The following is a 16,802-nucleotide window of genomic DNA, read 5'->3' as shown; positions in this document are numbered from 1 at the left end:
AACCTATCTCGATCGCTGAGGGCAACCCCAGCCCACGGTGCCACACCGACGGGGGCCGATCAACCGCGACGGCCCATATAAACCGATTTCCGATACCGTCACGGTGCGAGGCCTGAAAGGAGCCACCCGTGCGTTCTCTATGGTTCATCCCCCAAGCCAACGACTTCATCCCTGCCGATCCCGAGACCGGATACCGCGGCGGATGGGTATCCAGCATCTGCCCTCTGACCAGACGACAAGCCGACGAAATCAGCACCCGCGGGCGACGGCGCACCCTCGAGCTGACCGCCCTGCTCGAAGGAGCGGGACTACACCCCACCGGCAACCCTCGCGAGCAGTGGACCGCCGGGCAACTCGTCGGCGAAGGATTCGACCGATGGCACCACGCCGACAACGGACGCGCCTACCACGTCACCAGGCAATTCCAAACCGACATCCCCATCGAGAACCCCGCCGCGTTCACCGAACGATTCCGCCAGATGCCGCCACAGATAGTCGTCACCGTTCGGAAACAACGAGAGGTCGGCGTCAGTGTCACTGTCAGTTTCAAGCCCGAATACGGTCACAGGGCCTGGATCTCGATGAACTACGTAGGCAAGATCGATGGCTTCCACGGCCTCCTCAGAGTCGACAGCGACGCCTACTTCTTCGGCTGGGCCAAACCAGAACTCTACTGGCGTCAACGCCGCCGCACCCAACTCTCCAACCCCCAATACCGGGCCGACCTCGAACGAAAACGACTCGGCTTCACCGGTGCTCGCGACTTCGACCCGCACGAACCCCACCCCACCGGCATCTCCCGAACCACCGCCGAAAAGCTCGTCCGCTACTACCTCATCGGCGCCGGAGTCGACCCCGAACAGCTCCGACTCGACCTCGCACCGACCACAGCCGGGTTCACCGCGCGGTTGGAGAACGCACACACCGAACTTGCCCTACACATCGACAACGGTGGCCGGATCACTCCCGCACCACCGGACGACCCGACCTCACACCACTGAATGTGTAAGGTCGAACGGGAATGGCCGGGCACACGATCGGCCCCGGTTGGGCATGGGGAGGCCGCATGAACAGCACACCGAACAACCCGGACGCCGAGTTCATGAAAGCGTTCAAAGATGCGTTCGACCAGGCCGGTGGTAACCCAGATGTCGGATTTTCCTTCGTCGAGAACCCCTCCGCAGCAGACGCAGATGAGTTGATCGCGCGAGCCCGCGAGCTATCTCAGCAAATCGCGCACGAGTTGGCTGCAACGGCACCGGCGGGGTGGGAACGCGTCGACGCGGTTTTCGCGTGGACAGTCGCCATGAAGAGTTGGCACGTGGCATATTCGGCCGGAACCAATGCGGTACGGGTCGAGCCGTCGGAGGCAGTGCTCGAGCTAGTTCAGCAACAACGTGAGATCGCAGCGCAGATGCCCGAGGGGCCCTGGTGGCGAATGGGACTCAGCCTCACAAACGAGGGTGTAGTCGAGACCGAATACGACTACGGCGACGTGCCCTTTCCCGAAGGTCAACTCTTCCCGCCCGAGTCCTATGCCGCCGACCTAGCGCAGTACCCGCGCCCCAGCCTTCCGGTCTGGTTGGCTGCCTATATCGGCCACAACGGTCGCCTCACACGCTCGCCGCGCGTCGCGGCCGAGCAGGTCCGGTTCGACCGCGAACACAACGTCCGACCGCGACCCGGAGGTGACGCATTCCCTCCCTTACCTCTCCTGTGGGCGCGGTGGGCCACCGTCGCGGCGGCGATGGTGGCGCTACAGGTCGAGCGAGGACCTCGAATCCTTCCCTCGCTCGCCTGGTTCGAGAATCGCAACCTCAGCGGAAGCACGCTCTATCTGCTGCCCGGTGACCGAGCGTTGATTTCGGGAGGGGTATGGAACGCACCCGCCCTGGACGCGGCGTACAACGGCGGTGCACCACTCCCCAGCCTCTACGCGGGCGCTCCCGATTGGGTGACCGACGCAATCTTGAATCCGCGAGCGGGTACCGGCCAGCTGAGCTTTTGTTACTGGTGGGATCAGCAGGCATGGTTCCGCGGCGAATCACCGGACGGCCCCGCGCTCACTGAGACAGTACCGGGCGTGTGGACTACCGAAACCACAGTGGGAGTCATCACCGCCGCGATGGAGACAGCCAATGGCCATCCGCCATCCGAAGACACGATCACCACGGTCGAGACACTGGTACTCGCCACCGAAGCGGGCGTCGTCACCTGGGAGACGCTCGCCGCGGTGTTCACCCCAGAAACCCACGATATAGACGGCGCACTCAACCAACTCACCTTGGCAGGGCTGCGCGCAGACGTCGTCGCACCACCATTGAACAGGATCGATGCGATCGATCAGGTACGCAGACACATTCAATTGCAGGGTACCGATACCACCGGTTACCCACTGGACAAGCTGACCGCTTCACGCATCGACAACGGTTGGATGGTCTACTGCCCGACCGAGCCAGGCCAGATCATGATCGGACGAGCGATCTACTACATCGCCGACGACGGCATCGTCGAAACCGCTTCTTCCTCGGTTGCACCTACCGTCTACGCAGCCGGGTTCAGCCAGAGATATCAGGAACGCACTCGACGTTGACGCGACTGCGTCAACGAATTACGCTGGCTGAACATACTTTTCGGGAGGGGAGTCGATATGGCCGACCAAGTCGAGGTCAGTCCGGAACTGCTGCGTCAGGCATCAGCCAAGGCAGACGCGATCAACACGAGCATCATCGGCATCGTCAATTCGCTCATGGGTTCGACCAATGGCAAGGGCAAGCCGTGGGGCACGGATATCTACGGCCGCGACTTCGACAAGGCCTACACCGCCGCTGAGACCAATCTGGGGAAGCTGTCGGCCTCACTTGCCCAGTCAGCGGCGAACAATGCTGACGGCCAGCAGCAATCCGGTAAGAAGCTGACCAACACCGACCAAACCAGCGCCGGCGCGTTCTGAGACGATGGCAAACGAGCACAACAAGGCCGAGCTCGCGACGGCCATCGACGAATTCCAGCAGCAAATGGCGGTGATCGCCGATATCCAGCAGCGTCGGGCCGAGCTCGTGGCCACGGGAACCGCACTTCGTAAACGTGTATCCGTGACGGTCAACGGCGATGGTGTGGTCATCGAAACCCAACTCGACCTGGACCTCGACGATTACACGCCCTCCGAGATCGGCAAGGCCGTCACGGAGGCAGCGCAGACTGCCACGGCAGAGCTCGGCAAGAAGAATGCCGAGCTGATGGCACCGATCCAGCAACGTCGCGACCGGATGCCCAAAATGTCGGACCTCATCGAGGGTTTGCCCGATCTAACGGGCTCGCTCCCCCAACCGGTCACTGCCTCGATCACCCCACCGAACGCACCTGAGCGAGCTCGAACAGATGAGCCCACAATGGAATTCGATGATGTTGAGCAACTCGAGGATCTTCAGTCAGGCCAAGTCAACGCCGACACTCGATGGTGAGGACCATCGCCGACCATCGAGACAGCACCAAACGAGTGTGAGCGGCGGGCATGATCGCCCCGGCGGACGTCACCGATCTGTGACAGACTTGACCGACTGCACAACGGCCGCGAAAGGCCACGCACAAACGATGATGGGGCCGAATTGACGTCGCGATGGAACTGCTCATGACCGACCTGAGCGGCCTCGAACGGCGCGTAGCGGCCAACCGTGCCAACACCCGAAGCCAGCACGCCGACGACTACCTGCGCTTGGCCACGTCGTTGACCGAGCTGGCACAGGCACTACTGGCCACCAGGGACGACCCGTCGGGGCGCGACCGCACGGCGGAGGCGCTGGAGCCCGCGCAGGAATCGGTGGCGATCCGGCTGCACTGGCTGGTGGGCGGGTACGTCTCCTACGAGTACGCGGGCGCGTTGCAAGACGCGCTGCGGTTGTTCGAGCAGGCGACGCGACTGGTCGGGCATCGTCAGCTCGCCACCAACACCATCCGCAGCGCGTGTTCGGCGTATCGGCAAGTCGCCCAAGACTACCCGGACGTGTCGGCCATGTGTGCCGACGGGTTGTCCAAGTGCGGTGTGTGGTTGATGCGCCTGGACCACGACGCGGCGGTCGCGGCGAGTGAGTCGGCGGTGCGGATCCGGGCGGCGATGTACGCGCGCGATCACGAACAGCCGGGCAAGTACCTGGCCAGCTTGAGCACGCTGCTGCGGACCATGATGGTCGGGCGTTCGCGCAAACAGGCCATCGCCAGCTATCGCACACTGTATTCGGAGATCACCACCACCGCGAGTACCGCGAAACTGCGCGAAACCCGGGTCGAGGAACTCGATCTCACGGTCAAGGCCAGGCAGGCGCTGGTGAAGTTGGGTGCGCAGACCCTCGAGCGCGCGGGGCGGCTGACCCAGCAGCAGATTCTCTACCAGTCGGGTGGTGACCTGGCCACGATCGACGAGATCAACTGGCGGCTGGCGCTCGTCGGACTGAAACCTCTTGCGGCAGGGGCGATGCCGGAGCCGCCGTCGCGCCCGGTGGAGATCTCCGCGACGTACGGCGCGATCGCTGTGCGCTGCTCGGCACCCGATGGACTCGCTCAGGTGCGCGCGGCGATCGTCGCCGCCTACGCCGGCGACGGCGTCGAACCGGTGGAAGCCGGACGGTTCGCCGGGGTCCACGACAAGCACTGGGGTGTCAAAGAACCCAAGACCAACCTCGACACCGACCTCGGCGCCGACGTTGTGCTGATCGAAAAGGCCTCGGGCAGTTGGATTTCGGTGAAAAGCCTCAACTGGGAGATCGGCACGCTCGGCAAACATCCGCTCGCGGTTGCCCTTTCCGCGAAGTGGCCGGTCCTCACCGTCGCCACCATCGAGAACATCTCCTACGAACTATGCCTCTACGACAACGGCATCGCCACTCAGTACGCCGCCCTCGGCCGTCCCGCGGGTCAGGCACCGCTCGAAACACCACTTGCCCCACTAGATTTCGCCACCCTGGCCGACTACGGCGCCGACTACGCTTCCGAAACCCAGGTCAGGGCCGCGTTCGGCAATGCCGAGATGTTCGCGAAGTTCACCGAACTCCCCGGCGCGGGCATCCGCCAAGCCGCCGAGAAGGCTCCGCTCACCGACTTCGGTCCGAATATCCTGTTCTTCGGTAAGAGCTGACTCAGGTGATGTGGCGGCGCAGGATGGGTACCAGCGACTCCAGCGCCTGCTGATCCGACCCTGCCACGTAATTGCGCAGCGCGACAACTGCTTTTGAGTCGTCGACCACAATGACCTTCGCGGATACAGAGGTGATCTTGTCATCGAGCCCGAGCAGCGAACCAGCTCCAGAGCCCGGATCACTGCGGATTACCAGCACATAGTCGGCCGCGTAGTTCTTGCCGAGCGTGTCATACCTGCCCATATTGTCGAGAACGCGCGGTGACACCTCGTCCCCGACACGGGCGAATCCGCTGTAGTACACGAACCCGATCGACTCGAGCAGCGCGGGCAGCGGTGTTCGCGTCAGGTGGATCGCGGTCGACAACACGGTGGCCGCGCTGGGATTCGCGCGTTCGCCCGCGGTGATATCGATGATCCCGATCGACTTGCCCGCGAACTGCGGATTGTCGGCGCGGACCTGCGCGGCGGATACCGGTCCCGTGGCTACCGGTGGCGTGGTGCTCACAGCCACCGAGGCCGGTTCCCCACCGCTCGGCCGAAGCGCCAGCACACTCGTGCCGACAGCCAAGGCACCGACAACCATCGCAACGATTAGCACCCGCCTACCTCGTCGTCGGACGCGCTGAGCGCGAACCGGGACAACGGGGCCAGGAGTCGACGCGGCGGCGGGGCCTACGCCGGTCATCAGTGCCTGATGTGTCGCGTCGCTCAATTCGCGGCAACTGTTGAACCGATGCGCGGGGTCTTTGGCCATCGCGATCGCGATCACATCATCGATGGCTCGCGGCAATCGTGGATTGATAACACTGGGCCGGGGTGGCGGCTCATAGAGATGCCCGGCCATGACAACAGCGGGGACGGGACTGCCCCGGAATGAGTTGACTCGCGGGTTGTAGTGGTTCAGGCCGCGAGTGGGGCCTGGTTCAGAATCTCATACTCGACCGGAGTCAGTCGTGACAGGCCACGCTGACGGCGCCGCCGATGGTAGGTCCGCTCGATCCACGACACCATCGCCAGGCGGAGTTCTTCCTTTGTCGCCCAACGTTTTCGGTCTAACACATTGTGTTGTAGCAGCGCGAACCATGATTCCATCGCCGAGTTGTCCGCGCATGCGGCTACCCTGCCCATCGAGCCGCGTAATCCGTTGTGTGACAACAGATGCACGAACTTTCTGGAACGAAATTGGCTGCCTCTGTCCGAATGTACGATCGTGGCGGTCGGTGACCGTAGCCCGATCGCGTTGCGCAGCGCTGAACACGCGAGTTCGGCGGTCATTCGGTCGTCGATGCTGTAGCCGACGATGCGGTTGGACCACACGTCCTTGACTGCACAAATGTAGAGCTTGCCCTGGTCGGTGCGGTGTTCGGAGATGTCGGTTAGCCATAGCTGGTTGGGGCCAGAGGCGGTGAAATCCCGCTGGTCCAGGTCGTCGTGGACCGGCGGACCCGGCCGGGTGACCATGGCGCGTCGACGGGCGAAAGCGCTGTAGATCCCTTGCAGCGAGCACAGGCGTTGGACACGGTTTTCGCCGGGCTTCGAAACCGAGGTCAGCGAGCTCGTCGGCGATGAACCGGTACCCGAACTCGGGATCATCGGCGTGGATATCGAGCGCGGCGTTGATCAAATGGGTGTCATCCCAATCGCGTTGGGACACCGGGTCTTTCACCCATTTGTAGAAAGCTTGTTTCGAGAATCCCAATACCAGGCAGGTCACCGCGACCGGGATGCGGTCAGCGGCTAGATCAAGGACCAGCGGATAGGTCATTTTGGGGGCAGCTCCCTGGCGAAGAACGCGGCCGCTCGTCGCAGGATCTCGTTTTCTTGTTCGAGCAGTTTGGTTCGTTTACGCAGTTCACGGAGCTCTTCGGTCTCGGCTGTGGTCAATCCTGGCCGGTTGCCGTCGGCGACGTCGGCCTTCTTGAGCCAGCCCGCGAGGCAGCTTTCCGAGATGCCGAAATCCTTCGCGATTTGCTTCAGCGGTGCTTGGCCCTTGCGGGCCACAGCGATGACGTCACGACGGAATTCGTCGGGGTAAGCCTTGGGCACGGTGGTTCATCCTCTCACGGAGGAGACTCGCTGGACTCCTCAGGGTAGGAGTCAACCAAACCCGGGGCAGTCCCCTACACAGCATCCCGCAATTCGCTTACGCATGCCGCTCATCCGACGCTGACCAAGATCGCATACTGGGCCGAAATCGCTTGCTGCACATCAGTGATCTGGTCCGATGACACAACTGCGGCGTAGCGGTCATAGCTCACGCCGCAGAAGTACCGAGAGCCCGTATTCGGCCTGAGGCTCTCATAGCAATCCGCTGCGGCGAGCCCCACCGGGTCCTCGATCCTCCGCAGGAACTTGTCGTGACCGGCTTCAGCGAGGAACCATCGCGCGCTCGCCGCGTCCTTGGTGCGGTAAACGGTGCTCTTGTCCTCGGACACGCGGTCAACTCCGGCCGCCTCGTTCATTCTGCGGGTGTCGATCAAATCGATCGTTCCGTGCAGGGCCCCGTGCGCGTCCCGAACACTGGGAAATGCTGGACCGGTGCCACTTTCGCGTCCGATCGGAAGGGTACGAGCGAACATCTTGTCGGGGTCCACCGGTATCGACTGCAATCGATCCAAGGGCGTCGGCGTGTGAGCGGCGAGTCTCTCGGCTGTGACCGTGAGTGCCTTGTCAGCCATCGGGAGCACTGCCGCTCGATCCGAGATCTTCAGTTCCTCGTTCTCGCGACTGAACGAGCTCACCTTGATGACGAATCGCCCCGTCGCCATCCACGCGGTGACACGCTGATCGTCGTCGCGCCACAACATCAGTGCGTCGTGATGGCATGCCGACTTGATCGCCTCTACGACAACGTCAGGGCCGTGGCCCCGTCGATGGAGCGTTGCGGCGGCCGACTGTGCCGCACTGACGGATTCGAACACCATCGCCTGGATGAAGAGTTCTTGCGAGACGGCTAAATCCTTGTGCGACCTGCCCCACGTAGTGAAGCCGACCACCAAGCCTTTCGCGTCCTCCTCGAACGTGTCTCCGAACCGCTTGGCCAGGTTCTCCTGCGGCTGAGGAAAGGCCCGGCTGCCAGTTTGCGGCACGACGAACATCGGATCGACCTCCACCGGCAACGGCAGCACAGAACTCAGCCGCATGCCTCCAGATACCGAGCCAACGCCCACGACGGCGTCGTAGTGATCTGCTGTGCGATCTTGGGATACGGACCGACATCCAGCTTCGCGAGATCGACAACAGGTTCAGGTGGTGACGCATCCTCCGCGGGATCGGTCGAACATCCAGCCACCACCAGCATCGCCGCGGCAATGATCCCCGAAAGTATTGCAGTACTGCGCATTCCCCGCTGTTCCCCATCTGCTGGCGCCGACCTTCGCACGGTCGGCAGCGCCACCTACCCGCCTTCAAGGCAGGCTAGCGCGAACATACCGCAGACCAGCGCCGGACGCCCACCGGACATCCACATTCTGGAATCTGCTGCAGCCCTAGCTAATTGATCCTGAAGACGATGGCCGCTGCGGACCCACCGGGACGCAGCGGCCTCGAAACTCAAGAGTTGCGCCGCGCGTCCCGCTTGATCCTGGCCGCGCTAGCGAAACAGCCTGCCGCGGTGACCAGCAGGCCCGTGGTGACCGCACCGGTGAATCCGCTCGGCTCCACGCCGAACACCGAGAACAAGAGAATGAAAAGGCCAACGCCCCCCAGTGCGGCAATACCCCCCATGAATAGATTCTTACGTTGCTGCACTTGATCTTCCGTCATGAATGCCAAGCTATCCCACCCGCGGCGCCACGTAAATTTCTGCACCACAGGGTATTACACTACTCAATCTGAATATCTCATGCCGCTGACGCGGGAATGAGACGCCCCGGAATGCCGCTGAGCGCACGCACCCGGCATGATCGGTGGCTGTGCGAGTACTACTACAGCGTGTGACCAGCGCCCAGGTGAGCGTCGACGATCAGGTCGTCGGGCGCATCGACCCGGCGGCGGCAGGTGTCCCCCACGGCCTGCTCGCCCTCGTCGGCGCCACGCATACCGACACCGAAGCCATCGCGAAAGCGTTGGCCGACAAGGCCTATCGGCTGCGCATCCTCGACGGTGAGCGCTCCGCCGCCGACCTGGACGCCCCGATCCTGGTGGTCAGCCAGTTCACCCTCTACGCCAACACCGCCAAGGGCCGCCGCCCCTCCTGGAACGCCGCCGCCCCAGGCTCCCTCGCCGAACCCCTGGTCGACACCTTTGCCGAAACACTCCGAGAATTGGGCGCCACCGTCGCCACCGGGAAATTCGGCGCCCACATGCAGATCGATCTCACCAACGACGGCCCGGTGACAGTCCTGCTCGAAGGCTGACCGACTCAGAGATCCAGGTGTAGCCGAAGCGCGCGATCGAGATCCGTGGCGAGTGCGGCGGTCAACCGCCCGACTACTCGGCCGACCCGATCGACCGACACCGATCGGACCTGCTCTGCCTGTGCTTTCGACTTCACGCGTAATCCGACGTCGTCGAGCAGAACCTGAAACGGGAACACCTGATCGACATTGCTGGTGACGGGCACCACCGTGATCACGCCACGCCGCAATTGGTCCGCCCGCCGATTCGCGCCGTCATTGCTGACGATCACTGCAGGACGAACCTTGTTGACCTCGTTGCCACGAACCGGTTCGAAATCAACGAGCACGATGTCGCCGCGGCGCATCAGGAAAGGCCGTCAGCGAGCGTTTCCGACCACGCCGCTTCCTCGCTTGCCGTATCCCACTCTTCCCACGCGGACTCGTAGGCATCTTCGAGCGCGCGGGCGCGCAGCAACGCGATCGCCCGCTGGATAGCCGCCGAACGCCCGGGCAGCCCCGACCGGCAGACTTCCTGGTCGAGCACCTGCAGATCTTCCTCTGAAAGGCTCACGCTCAGCTTCATACCGATAATGCTACCAGGGTAGGAACTAAAGTGGCACTGACCTGAGGGCTTCTCGCCAGGTCGATGACCATCGCGAGAACTCGTCGGTGAATTACTCGGGGCGCAGGGTGAGGATGCGTGGCCCGTCCTCGGTGACAGCGACGCTGTGCTCCCAATGCGCCGCGCGCGTCCCGTCGGTGGTGACCACGGTCCAGTCATCATCGAGAGTCTTGGTGTCGGTGGTGCCGAGCGTCAGCATCGGCTCGATCGCCAACACCGACCCGACCACCAGGCGCGGGCCCTTACCGGGCGCGCCTTCGTTGGGCAGGAACGGATCCATGTGCATCTCGCGGCCGATGGCGTGGCCACCGTAACCGTCGACGATGCCGTACTTGCGGCCATGCGCCTGCTCGGCCGCGCGAGTGCCCAGCTCGATGGCATGGGAGACGTCGGTGAGCCGGTTGCCCGGCAGCATCGCCGCGATGCCGGTCTCCATCGAGAGCCTGGTCGCCTCGCTCAGCAGGTGATCGGCCTCGATGATGTTGCCGATACCGAACGTCCACGCCGAGTCGCCGTGCCAGCCGTCGAGGATGGCGCCGCAGTCGATGGACACGAGATCGCCCTCGGTGAGAATGTCACTCGCCGAGGGGATCCCGTGGACCACACGGTCGTTGACCGAAGAACAGATCGAGCCGGGGAAGCCGTGATAACCCTTGAACGACGGGACAGCGCCCGCGTCGCGGATCGTCGCTTCGGCGACCTCGTCGAGCTCCAGCGTCGAAACACCGGGCTTGGCCGCCGCGCGAACGGCGACCAGCGTCGCACCGACGATCGCGCCGGCTGCCTGCATGGCATCCAGCTCGCCCGCCGAACGAAACGGCACGACCTTCTTCTTACGGTTGAAGACCATCCGGCCTCAGTACTCCGATCCGCTGGGGCTCATCCCCGCTCGCGTGGGGAGGTGAAGAGCTACTGACCGAGCGCCTTAAGCGCCCGCGCGTTGACTTCATCGACCTCGCCGATGCCGTCGACAGTCACGACCAGACCGTCGTAGTACTCGAGCAGCGGCTCGGTCTCCTCACGGTAGACCCGCAGCCGGTTGCGGATGACGTCCTCGGTGTCGTCGGCGCGCCCACGGGAGAGCATGCGCTCGACCACGGTGTCCTCGGCGACCACGAAGCACAGCACGGCGTCGAGCGTGGTGCCGTTGTGCTCGAGGATCTTCTTCAGCGCGTCGGCCTGGTCGACCGTGCGCGGGTAACCGTCGAGCACGAAACCGTTCGCGGCGTCGGGCTCGCCGACGCGGGCCTCGACCATGCGATTGGTGACATCGCTGGGGACGAGGTCGCCCGCGTCCATGTACTTCTGTGCCTCGCGACCGAGGGCGGTCTGCTGGCTGATATTCGCGCGGAAGAGGTCTCCGGTGGAGATGTGCGGAACGCCCAGCTTCTCTGACAGCAGGACGGCCTGAGTACCTTTGCCGGCACCCGGCGGACCGAGCAGAACAACTCTCACTTGAGGAACCCTTCGTAATTTCGATTCATCAGCTGGCTCTCGATCTGCTTGACCGTGTCGAGACCCACGCTGACCATGATGAGCACCGCGGCACCGCCGAAGGCCATGTTCGCCGACTGGCCCGTACTGCCCGCGCCGAGGAACAAGCTCGGAAGCACGGTGACCGCACCGAGGTAGATCGAGCCAGGCAGGGTGATGCGGCTCAGCACATAATTCAGGTAGTCGGCGGTCGGCTTACCAGGGCGATAGCCAGGGATGAAGCCACCGAACTTCTTCATCTCGTCGGCGCGTTCCTCCGGGTTGAAGGTGATCGCGACGTAGAAGTAAGTGAAGAACACGATCAAACCGAAGTAGATGGCGATGTAGACCGGGTTGGTCGGGTCGACCAGATACTTCTGGATGATCTCCTGCCACCAACTCGGATCCGTGGTGGTACTCGAGGAGGTGAGCTGCGCGACCAGGTTGGGCAGATAGAGCAGCGAGGACGCGAAGATCACCGGGATGACACCGGCCTGGTTGACCTTCAGCGGCAGGTAGGTGGACGAACCGCCGTACATCTTGCGGCCGACGACGCGCTTGGCGTATTGCACCGGAATCCGGCGCTGACCCTGCTCGACGAAGATCACCGCGACGATGATCGCCAGCACCGCAGCGCACACCAGGCCGAAGACCAGGCCACCGCGGGTGTCCAGAATGGCCTTGCCGTCGAGCGGGATACGCGCGGAGATACCGGCGAAGATGAGCAGCGACATGCCGTTACCGACACCGCGCTCGGTGATCTGCTCGCCGAACCACATGACCAGGCAGGCACCGGCGGTCATCACCAGCACGATGATGATCATGCCGAAAATGCTGGTATCGGCGAGGATCGGCTCGTTGCAGCCCTGCAGCAGCTGACCGCGCGAGGCGAGCGCGACGAGACCGGTGGCCTGCAGGACCGCCAAGGCGACCGACAGGTACCTGGTGTACTGCGTCATCTTGGTCTGGCCGGATTGGCCTTCCTTGCGCAGTTCCTCGAACCGCGGGATGACGACGGTCAGCAGCTGGATGATGATGCTCGCGGTGATGTACGGCATGATGCCGATCGCGAACACCGACAGCTGCAGCAGCGCGCCACCGGAGAAGAGGTTGATGAGCTGGTAGATACCGGCGGATTCACCGCCGGAGACCAGCTTCACGCACTCCTGGACGTTTTGGTAGTCGACGCCGGGGGACGGCAGCGCGGCACCCAACCGGTACAGCGCGATCAACCCCAGCGTGAAGAGAATCTTCCGCCGTAAGTCCGGAGTCCGGAAGGCCGATACGAAGGCGGAAAGCACAAATCCTCCTGGCGAACGACATGGTCATGCCATGCGACATCGGTTTTACGGAAACGTCAGCCCATGACAGGGTTTGGCAGCCAACGACTGAACTCTAACAGTGACACCGGACGAGTTTGCCACTCGTCCGGTGTCGACTGCTATTCAGAGTACCGTCAGGCCAGTTCGGTGACAGTGCCACCGGCTGCGGTGATCTTCTCCTTGGCGGAGCCGGTCACCTTGTCGGCGGTCACCTGGATGGCGACACCGATCTCGCCGTCGCCGAGAACCTTGACCAGCTCGTTCTTGCGAACGGCACCGGCCTCGACGAGCTCGGCCTTACCGATGGTGCCGCCCTGCGGGAACAGCTCAGCGATGCGGCCAACGTTGACAACCTGGTACTCGACCCGGAAGCGGTTGGTGAAGCCGCGAAGCTTCGGCAGACGCATGTGCAGCGGCATCTGGCCACCCTCGAACGCCGCGGGGACGTTCTTGCGTGCCTTGGTGCCCTTGGTACCGCGACCGGCGGTCTTACCCTTGGAACCTTCACCGCGACCCACACGGGTCTTCTCGGTCTTGGAGCCAGGGGCGGGACGCAGGTGGTGCAATTTGATGGTCATGTCTAGACCTCCTCAACTGTTACGAGGTGGCGCACGACGTTGATCAGACCGCGGTTCTGAGCGTTGTCCTCACGAACCACCGACTGGCGGATCTTCCGCAGGCCGAGGGTCCGCAGGCTATCGCGCTGGTTCGCCTTGGCACCGATCGTGCTCTTGATCTGAGTTACCTTGAGATCGGCCATGTCAGGCTCCCTGTCCCGCACGCGCACGCAGCATGCCCGCCGGAGCGACATCCTCGATCGGCAGACCGCGACGTGCGGCAACCTCTTCGGGACGCTGGAGCATCTTGAGCGCGGCGACCGTCGCGTGAACGACGTTGATCGCGTTGTCGCTACCGAGCGACTTCGACAGAATGTCGTGGATACCGGCACATTCGAGCACGGCACGGCACGCACCACCGGCGATCACACCGGTACCGGGCGAAGCCGGACGCAGCATGACCACACCGGCCGCCGCCTCACCCTGAACCGGGTGGACGATGGTCGAGCCGATCATCGGGACGCGGAAGAAGCTCTTACGAGCCTCCTCGACACCCTTCTGGATGGCCGCGGGAACTTCCTTGGCCTTGCCGTAGCCGACGCCGACCAGACCGTTGCCGTCACCGACGATCACGAGGGCGGTGAAGCTGAAGCGACGACCACCCTTCACGACCTTGGAAACACGGTTGATCGCGACGACGCGCTCGAGCTGGTTCTTCTCGGCTGCGTTGTCACGACGGTCGCCGCCACCGCGACGATCGCCACCGCCACGACGGTTGCCCTCAGGGCCTCCGGCGTTGGGGTTGCTGTTGCTGTTGGGTCCGGCGGGTCCGCTGCCGCCGTCGCGCCGCTGACGTCCCGGCATCAGACGTTCCTTCCGTTGGAAATAATGGTCATCAGAACTTCAGCCCGCCTTCGCGAGCGGCATCGGCCAGCGCCGCGATACGGCCGTGGTAGTCGTGACCACCACGGTCGAACACGACCGCCTCGATACCGGCAGCCTTGGCACGCTCGGCGATCAGCTGACCGACCTTCGCGCCCTTGGCGGACTTGTCACCTTCGAGCGCACGCACGTCGGCCTCGATCGAGGAAGCGGCGGCAATGGTCTTGCCCACCGAGTCGTCGATCAGCTGAGCGTGCAGGTGGCGCGCGGAGCGGTTGACCACCAGGCGCGGACGCTCGGTGGTGCCTTCGACCTTCTTACGAAGACGGAAGTGACGGCGGGTCTTCGACAGGCGACGCTTCGTGGAAGCGTCCTTGCCCAGCGGAATCCGCTTCGCCTTCTGGTTAGCAGTTTGCGCCATGATCACTTACCCGTCTTTCCGACCTTGCGGCGAACGACCTCGCCGGCGTAGCGGATGCCCTTGCCCTTGTACGGGTCGGGCTTACGCAGTCCGTGGATGACAGCGGAGATCTGACCGACCGCCTGCTTGTCGATGCCGGACACCGAGAACTTGGTGGGCGATTCCACCGCGAAGGTGATGCCTGCCGGAGCCGTGATCGGCACCGGGTGGCTGTAACCGAGGGCGAACTCGAGGTTCGAGCCCTTGGCCTGAACGCGGTAACCGACGCCGAAGATTTCCATCTTCTTCTCGTAGCCCTTGGTGACACCCTCGATCATGTTGGCGATCAGGGTGCGGGAAAGGCCGTGCAGCGAACGGTTCGCGCGCTCGTCGTTGGGACGAGCAACCTCGAGCTCATTACCTTCACCCTTGGTGACGGTGATGGGCTCGGCCACGGTGTGCGACAGGGAACCCTTTGGCCCCTTGACCGTGACAACCTGGCCGTCGATGTTGACGTCGACGCCGGCCGGAATCTCGATGGGCTTCTTACCAATACGCGACATTAGTCCTGACCTCCCTTACCAGACGTAGGCGAGGACTTCGCCCCCGACGCCCTGCTTGGCCGCCTGACGGTCGGTGAGCAGACCGGTCGACGTGGAAATGATCGCCACGCCGAGGCCGCCGAGGACCTTGGGCAGATTGGTGGACTTCGCGTACACACGCAGACCCGGCTTCGAGACGCGACGCAGGCCCTGCAGGCTGCGCTCACGGCTGGGGCCGTACTTCAGATCGACGACGATGGCCTTGCCAACGGTCGCGTCTTCGGTGCGGTAATCGGCGATGTAGCCCTCACGCTTGAGGATCTCGGCGATGTTCACCTTGATCTTCGAGTGGGGCGCCTTCACCTGATCGTGGTACGCCGAGTTGGCGTTGCGCAGACGCGTCAAGAAGTCTGCGATCGGATCAGTCATGGTCATGGTTAGACCTCGACACCTTTCTCGCTGCGGTTCCCATGCAACATCTCCCGCACGCTCGCGCGCAGGGTGACCGTGGGCCTACAACAATTCGGCTGGTCCGGTCGGCACTTACCGACCGGATGAGTTCTCTTGCGAGCTCTCGGCGCCTGGCACGGTCCCACCCGCGCCGAAGCGCGCAGCGGACACAGATCTGCCCAGGCAACCGCTCTAGTGTAGGCAATGCCGTGGTCAGGACCAAACCCGGGGGCGCCGGACCGGGGCGATATCCGTCACGCGGCGGTGTGATCCGCCTTCGTGCCCGTCTTGTAGGTGATCAGGATCGCCGACGCCGAGACACCCGTGGCGACGATCAACATCATCTCACCACCCACCACCATGCTCATCAACCCACCGAGCAGGGCGCCGACAGCGAAGGCCGCGTACTGCAGGCCGTAGCCGAGCCAATCGCGCACGCTACCCCCGCTGACATGGCTTTCGATGCCCTGACTCAGCTTCACGACCGTTCCGGTGGCATAGCTGAGCGGCACGCTGGTCTCGCCGTTCTTGACGAACGCGGTGTTGAGCGCGCCCACCGCGAAGGCGACGAACGCGATCGGGACGAACCCCACCTCCTGCCCGCCGGTGCGGTCGAGGAAGTAGTCGACGACCGCGGCCACGGCGAGCGCCACGGTGGTCACCACGGTCGCGCCGTAGTGGCCGCTGCGCCACAGCCGCCGCCGGAGCATCGAGGCCACGAACACACCGAGCCCGAACGAGAAAAGCAGCGTGATAGCCCCGGTGGCCAGTAGCTGATCATTGTCGAACCAGCCGAGAACGGCACGCTCGGTATTACCGGTCATGAATGTCACGAAATATCCGGCGGAATGCGTATATGCGGCGGCACCGATAAATCCAGCCAATATCGAAAGAAATGCCACCATCGACATCGCGCCCGCGGGAATCCCCCGTAGCGGCGCCCGGTGGGCCACGTCACGAGGCTTGCCTTCTGTTGTCAGGGTCACAATTTCACATCCTCTGCATTCACTCCGGCAAGGGATCGACACTGACGCCCATCTGCACGCTGCATTGTCGTGCAACGATCTCGACAGTAGCCAC

Annotated in this window: 22 protein-coding genes and 1 pseudogene; 6 read left to right on the top strand and 17 right to left on the bottom strand. The window is 63.5% G+C overall.

Annotated features, from left to right (window positions below; all coding sequences use genetic code 11):
• The first annotated feature begins 128 nt into the window (after nucleotides 1-128).
• From ACTWPB_RS04270 to ACTWPB_RS04250, 5 genes are all read left to right on the top strand, one after another.
• Nucleotides 129-1,001, top strand: coding sequence for a hypothetical protein (locus ACTWPB_RS04270; RefSeq protein WP_446224410.1), 873 nt, complete (start codon nucleotides 129-131; stop codon nucleotides 999-1,001).
• A gap of 65 nt (nucleotides 1,002-1,066) precedes the next feature.
• Nucleotides 1,067-2,593 carry a hypothetical protein gene (locus ACTWPB_RS04265; RefSeq protein WP_446224409.1) on the top strand — a complete coding sequence of 509 codons (1,527 nt, stop codon included), beginning with the start codon at nucleotides 1,067-1,069 and terminating at the stop codon, nucleotides 2,591-2,593.
• 57 nt (nucleotides 2,594-2,650) lie between these two features.
• Nucleotides 2,651-2,953 (top strand): hypothetical protein, encoded by a 303-nt coding sequence (locus tag ACTWPB_RS04260; protein WP_446224408.1) that lies wholly within the window; start codon nucleotides 2,651-2,653, stop codon nucleotides 2,951-2,953.
• Nucleotides 2,954-2,957: 4 nt separating this feature from the next.
• On the top strand, nucleotides 2,958-3,464 hold the full coding sequence (locus ACTWPB_RS04255) for a YbaB/EbfC family nucleoid-associated protein (RefSeq protein ID WP_446224407.1): 507 nt from the start codon (nucleotides 2,958-2,960) through the stop codon (nucleotides 3,462-3,464).
• 167 nt (nucleotides 3,465-3,631) lie between these two features.
• Entirely contained in the window at nucleotides 3,632-5,131 is a 1,500-nt protein-coding gene (locus ACTWPB_RS04250) for a hypothetical protein (protein WP_446224406.1), read from the top strand.
• Nucleotide 5,132: 1 nt separating this feature from the next.
• On the opposite strand, the gene ACTWPB_RS04245 is transcribed toward ACTWPB_RS04250, so the two are convergent.
• The 5 genes and pseudogenes from ACTWPB_RS04245 to ACTWPB_RS04225 all read right to left on the bottom strand — a co-directional run bounded on the left by ACTWPB_RS04245 (nucleotide 5,133) and on the right by ACTWPB_RS04225 (nucleotide 8,899).
• Entirely contained in the window at nucleotides 5,133-5,732 is a 600-nt protein-coding gene (locus ACTWPB_RS04245) for a hypothetical protein (protein ID WP_446224405.1), read from the bottom strand.
• Between the two features lie 302 nt (nucleotides 5,733-6,034).
• Nucleotides 6,035-7,180 (bottom strand): annotated as a pseudogene (locus tag ACTWPB_RS04240) (IS3 family transposase).
• Nucleotides 7,181-7,290: 110 nt separating this feature from the next.
• A complete protein-coding gene (locus tag ACTWPB_RS04235; protein WP_446224404.1) occupies nucleotides 7,291-8,277 on the bottom strand; it encodes a DUF7373 family lipoprotein in 987 nt (328 codons plus the stop codon).
• Nucleotides 8,268-8,531: a hypothetical protein gene (locus ACTWPB_RS04230; RefSeq protein ID WP_446224403.1), complete on the bottom strand. Its 264-nt coding sequence runs from the start codon at nucleotides 8,529-8,531 to the stop codon at nucleotides 8,268-8,270. Before ACTWPB_RS04230 ends, ACTWPB_RS04235 begins: the two co-directional genes overlap by 10 nt.
• 155 nt (nucleotides 8,532-8,686) lie before the next feature.
• Nucleotides 8,687-8,899, bottom strand: a complete 213-nt coding sequence (locus tag ACTWPB_RS04225) for a hypothetical protein (RefSeq protein WP_446224402.1) — start codon at nucleotides 8,897-8,899, stop codon at nucleotides 8,687-8,689.
• A 149-nt stretch (nucleotides 8,900-9,048) separates the two neighbouring features.
• Here ACTWPB_RS04225 and dtd point away from each other — a divergent pair, with 149 nt between their 5' ends.
• Nucleotides 9,049-9,492 (top strand): D-aminoacyl-tRNA deacylase, encoded by a 444-nt coding sequence (gene dtd, locus ACTWPB_RS04220; protein WP_446224401.1) that lies wholly within the window; start codon nucleotides 9,049-9,051, stop codon nucleotides 9,490-9,492.
• 5 nt (nucleotides 9,493-9,497) lie between these two features.
• Here the strand turns inward: dtd and ACTWPB_RS04215 are convergent, their stop codons facing one another.
• The 12 genes from ACTWPB_RS04215 to ACTWPB_RS04160 all read right to left on the bottom strand — a co-directional run bounded on the left by ACTWPB_RS04215 (nucleotide 9,498) and on the right by ACTWPB_RS04160 (nucleotide 16,708).
• Complete coding sequence (locus ACTWPB_RS04215) at nucleotides 9,498-9,842, bottom strand: type II toxin-antitoxin system PemK/MazF family toxin (RefSeq protein WP_446226228.1); 345 nt, start codon at nucleotides 9,840-9,842, stop codon at nucleotides 9,498-9,500.
• Nucleotides 9,839-10,057, bottom strand: a complete 219-nt coding sequence (locus tag ACTWPB_RS04210; protein ID WP_446224400.1) for a ribbon-helix-helix protein, CopG family — start codon at nucleotides 10,055-10,057, stop codon at nucleotides 9,839-9,841. The genes ACTWPB_RS04215 and ACTWPB_RS04210 overlap by 4 nt, the downstream gene beginning before the upstream one ends.
• A gap of 91 nt (nucleotides 10,058-10,148) precedes the next feature.
• Nucleotides 10,149-10,946, bottom strand: a complete 798-nt coding sequence (gene map, locus ACTWPB_RS04205; RefSeq protein ID WP_446224399.1) for a type I methionyl aminopeptidase — start codon at nucleotides 10,944-10,946, stop codon at nucleotides 10,149-10,151.
• 59 nt (nucleotides 10,947-11,005) lie between these two features.
• Nucleotides 11,006-11,551 (bottom strand): adenylate kinase, encoded by a 546-nt coding sequence (locus ACTWPB_RS04200; protein WP_446224398.1) that lies wholly within the window; start codon nucleotides 11,549-11,551, stop codon nucleotides 11,006-11,008.
• A complete protein-coding gene (gene secY, locus ACTWPB_RS04195; RefSeq protein ID WP_446224397.1) occupies nucleotides 11,548-12,870 on the bottom strand; it encodes a preprotein translocase subunit SecY in 1,323 nt (440 codons plus the stop codon). Before secY ends, ACTWPB_RS04200 begins: the two co-directional genes overlap by 4 nt.
• A 155-nt stretch (nucleotides 12,871-13,025) precedes the next feature.
• Complete coding sequence (rplO, locus tag ACTWPB_RS04190) at nucleotides 13,026-13,469, bottom strand: 50S ribosomal protein L15 (protein ID WP_056818375.1); 444 nt, start codon at nucleotides 13,467-13,469, stop codon at nucleotides 13,026-13,028.
• A 2-nt stretch (nucleotides 13,470-13,471) separates the two neighbouring features.
• Complete coding sequence (rpmD, locus tag ACTWPB_RS04185) at nucleotides 13,472-13,651, bottom strand: 50S ribosomal protein L30 (protein WP_071931163.1); 180 nt, start codon at nucleotides 13,649-13,651, stop codon at nucleotides 13,472-13,474.
• 1 nt (nucleotide 13,652) lies between these two features.
• A complete protein-coding gene (gene rpsE / locus ACTWPB_RS04180; RefSeq protein ID WP_446224396.1) occupies nucleotides 13,653-14,312 on the bottom strand; it encodes a 30S ribosomal protein S5 in 660 nt (219 codons plus the stop codon).
• Nucleotides 14,313-14,343: 31 nt separating this feature from the next.
• Entirely contained in the window at nucleotides 14,344-14,751 is a 408-nt protein-coding gene (gene rplR, locus ACTWPB_RS04175) for a 50S ribosomal protein L18 (protein ID WP_266296784.1), read from the bottom strand.
• 2 nt (nucleotides 14,752-14,753) lie between these two features.
• Entirely contained in the window at nucleotides 14,754-15,293 is a 540-nt protein-coding gene (gene rplF, locus ACTWPB_RS04170; protein ID WP_446224395.1) for a 50S ribosomal protein L6, read from the bottom strand.
• A gap of 15 nt (nucleotides 15,294-15,308) precedes the next feature.
• Nucleotides 15,309-15,707, bottom strand: a complete 399-nt coding sequence (rpsH, locus tag ACTWPB_RS04165) for a 30S ribosomal protein S8 (RefSeq protein WP_056818383.1) — start codon at nucleotides 15,705-15,707, stop codon at nucleotides 15,309-15,311.
• A 269-nt stretch (nucleotides 15,708-15,976) separates the two neighbouring features.
• Nucleotides 15,977-16,708, bottom strand: coding sequence for a YoaK family protein (locus ACTWPB_RS04160; RefSeq protein WP_446224394.1), 732 nt, complete (start codon nucleotides 16,706-16,708; stop codon nucleotides 15,977-15,979).
• Nucleotides 16,709-16,802: the final 94 nt, after the last annotated feature.

Source organism: Nocardia sp. IBHARD005 (assembly GCF_052814245.1).
The sequence above is the reverse complement of the archived record's forward strand: the minus strand, read 5'-3'. Positions and strand labels throughout refer to the sequence as shown.

Coding starts and splice junctions, on each gene's coding strand:
- ACTWPB_RS04265 (WP_446224409.1), top strand. CDS start 1,067: ATGAACAGCACACCGAACAACCCGGACGCCGAGTTCATGAAAGCGTTC.
- ACTWPB_RS04260 (WP_446224408.1), top strand. CDS start 2,651: ATGGCCGACCAAGTCGAGGTCAGTCCGGAACTGCTGCGTCAGGCATCA.
- ACTWPB_RS04255 (WP_446224407.1), top strand. CDS start 2,958: ATGGCAAACGAGCACAACAAGGCCGAGCTCGCGACGGCCATCGACGAA.
- ACTWPB_RS04250 (WP_446224406.1), top strand. CDS start 3,632: ATGACCGACCTGAGCGGCCTCGAACGGCGCGTAGCGGCCAACCGTGCC.
- ACTWPB_RS04235 (WP_446224404.1), bottom strand. CDS start 8,277: ATGCGGCTGAGTTCTGTGCTGCCGTTGCCGGTGGAGGTCGATCCGATG.
- ACTWPB_RS04225 (WP_446224402.1), bottom strand. CDS start 8,899: ATGACGGAAGATCAAGTGCAGCAACGTAAGAATCTATTCATGGGGGGT.
- ACTWPB_RS04210 (WP_446224400.1), bottom strand. CDS start 10,057: ATGAAGCTGAGCGTGAGCCTTTCAGAGGAAGATCTGCAGGTGCTCGAC.
- map (WP_446224399.1), bottom strand. CDS start 10,946: ATGGTCTTCAACCGTAAGAAGAAGGTCGTGCCGTTTCGTTCGGCGGGC.
- rplO (WP_056818375.1), bottom strand. CDS start 13,469: ATGACCATCAAATTGCACCACCTGCGTCCCGCCCCTGGCTCCAAGACC.
- rpmD (WP_071931163.1), bottom strand. CDS start 13,651: ATGGCCGATCTCAAGGTAACTCAGATCAAGAGCACGATCGGTGCCAAG.
- rpsE (WP_446224396.1), bottom strand. CDS start 14,312: ATGCCGGGACGTCAGCGGCGCGACGGCGGCAGCGGACCCGCCGGACCC.
- rplR (WP_266296784.1), bottom strand. CDS start 14,751: ATGGCGCAAACTGCTAACCAGAAGGCGAAGCGGATTCCGCTGGGCAAG.
- rplF (WP_446224395.1), bottom strand. CDS start 15,293: ATGTCGCGTATTGGTAAGAAGCCCATCGAGATTCCGGCCGGCGTCGAC.
- rpsH (WP_056818383.1), bottom strand. CDS start 15,707: ATGACCATGACTGATCCGATCGCAGACTTCTTGACGCGTCTGCGCAAC.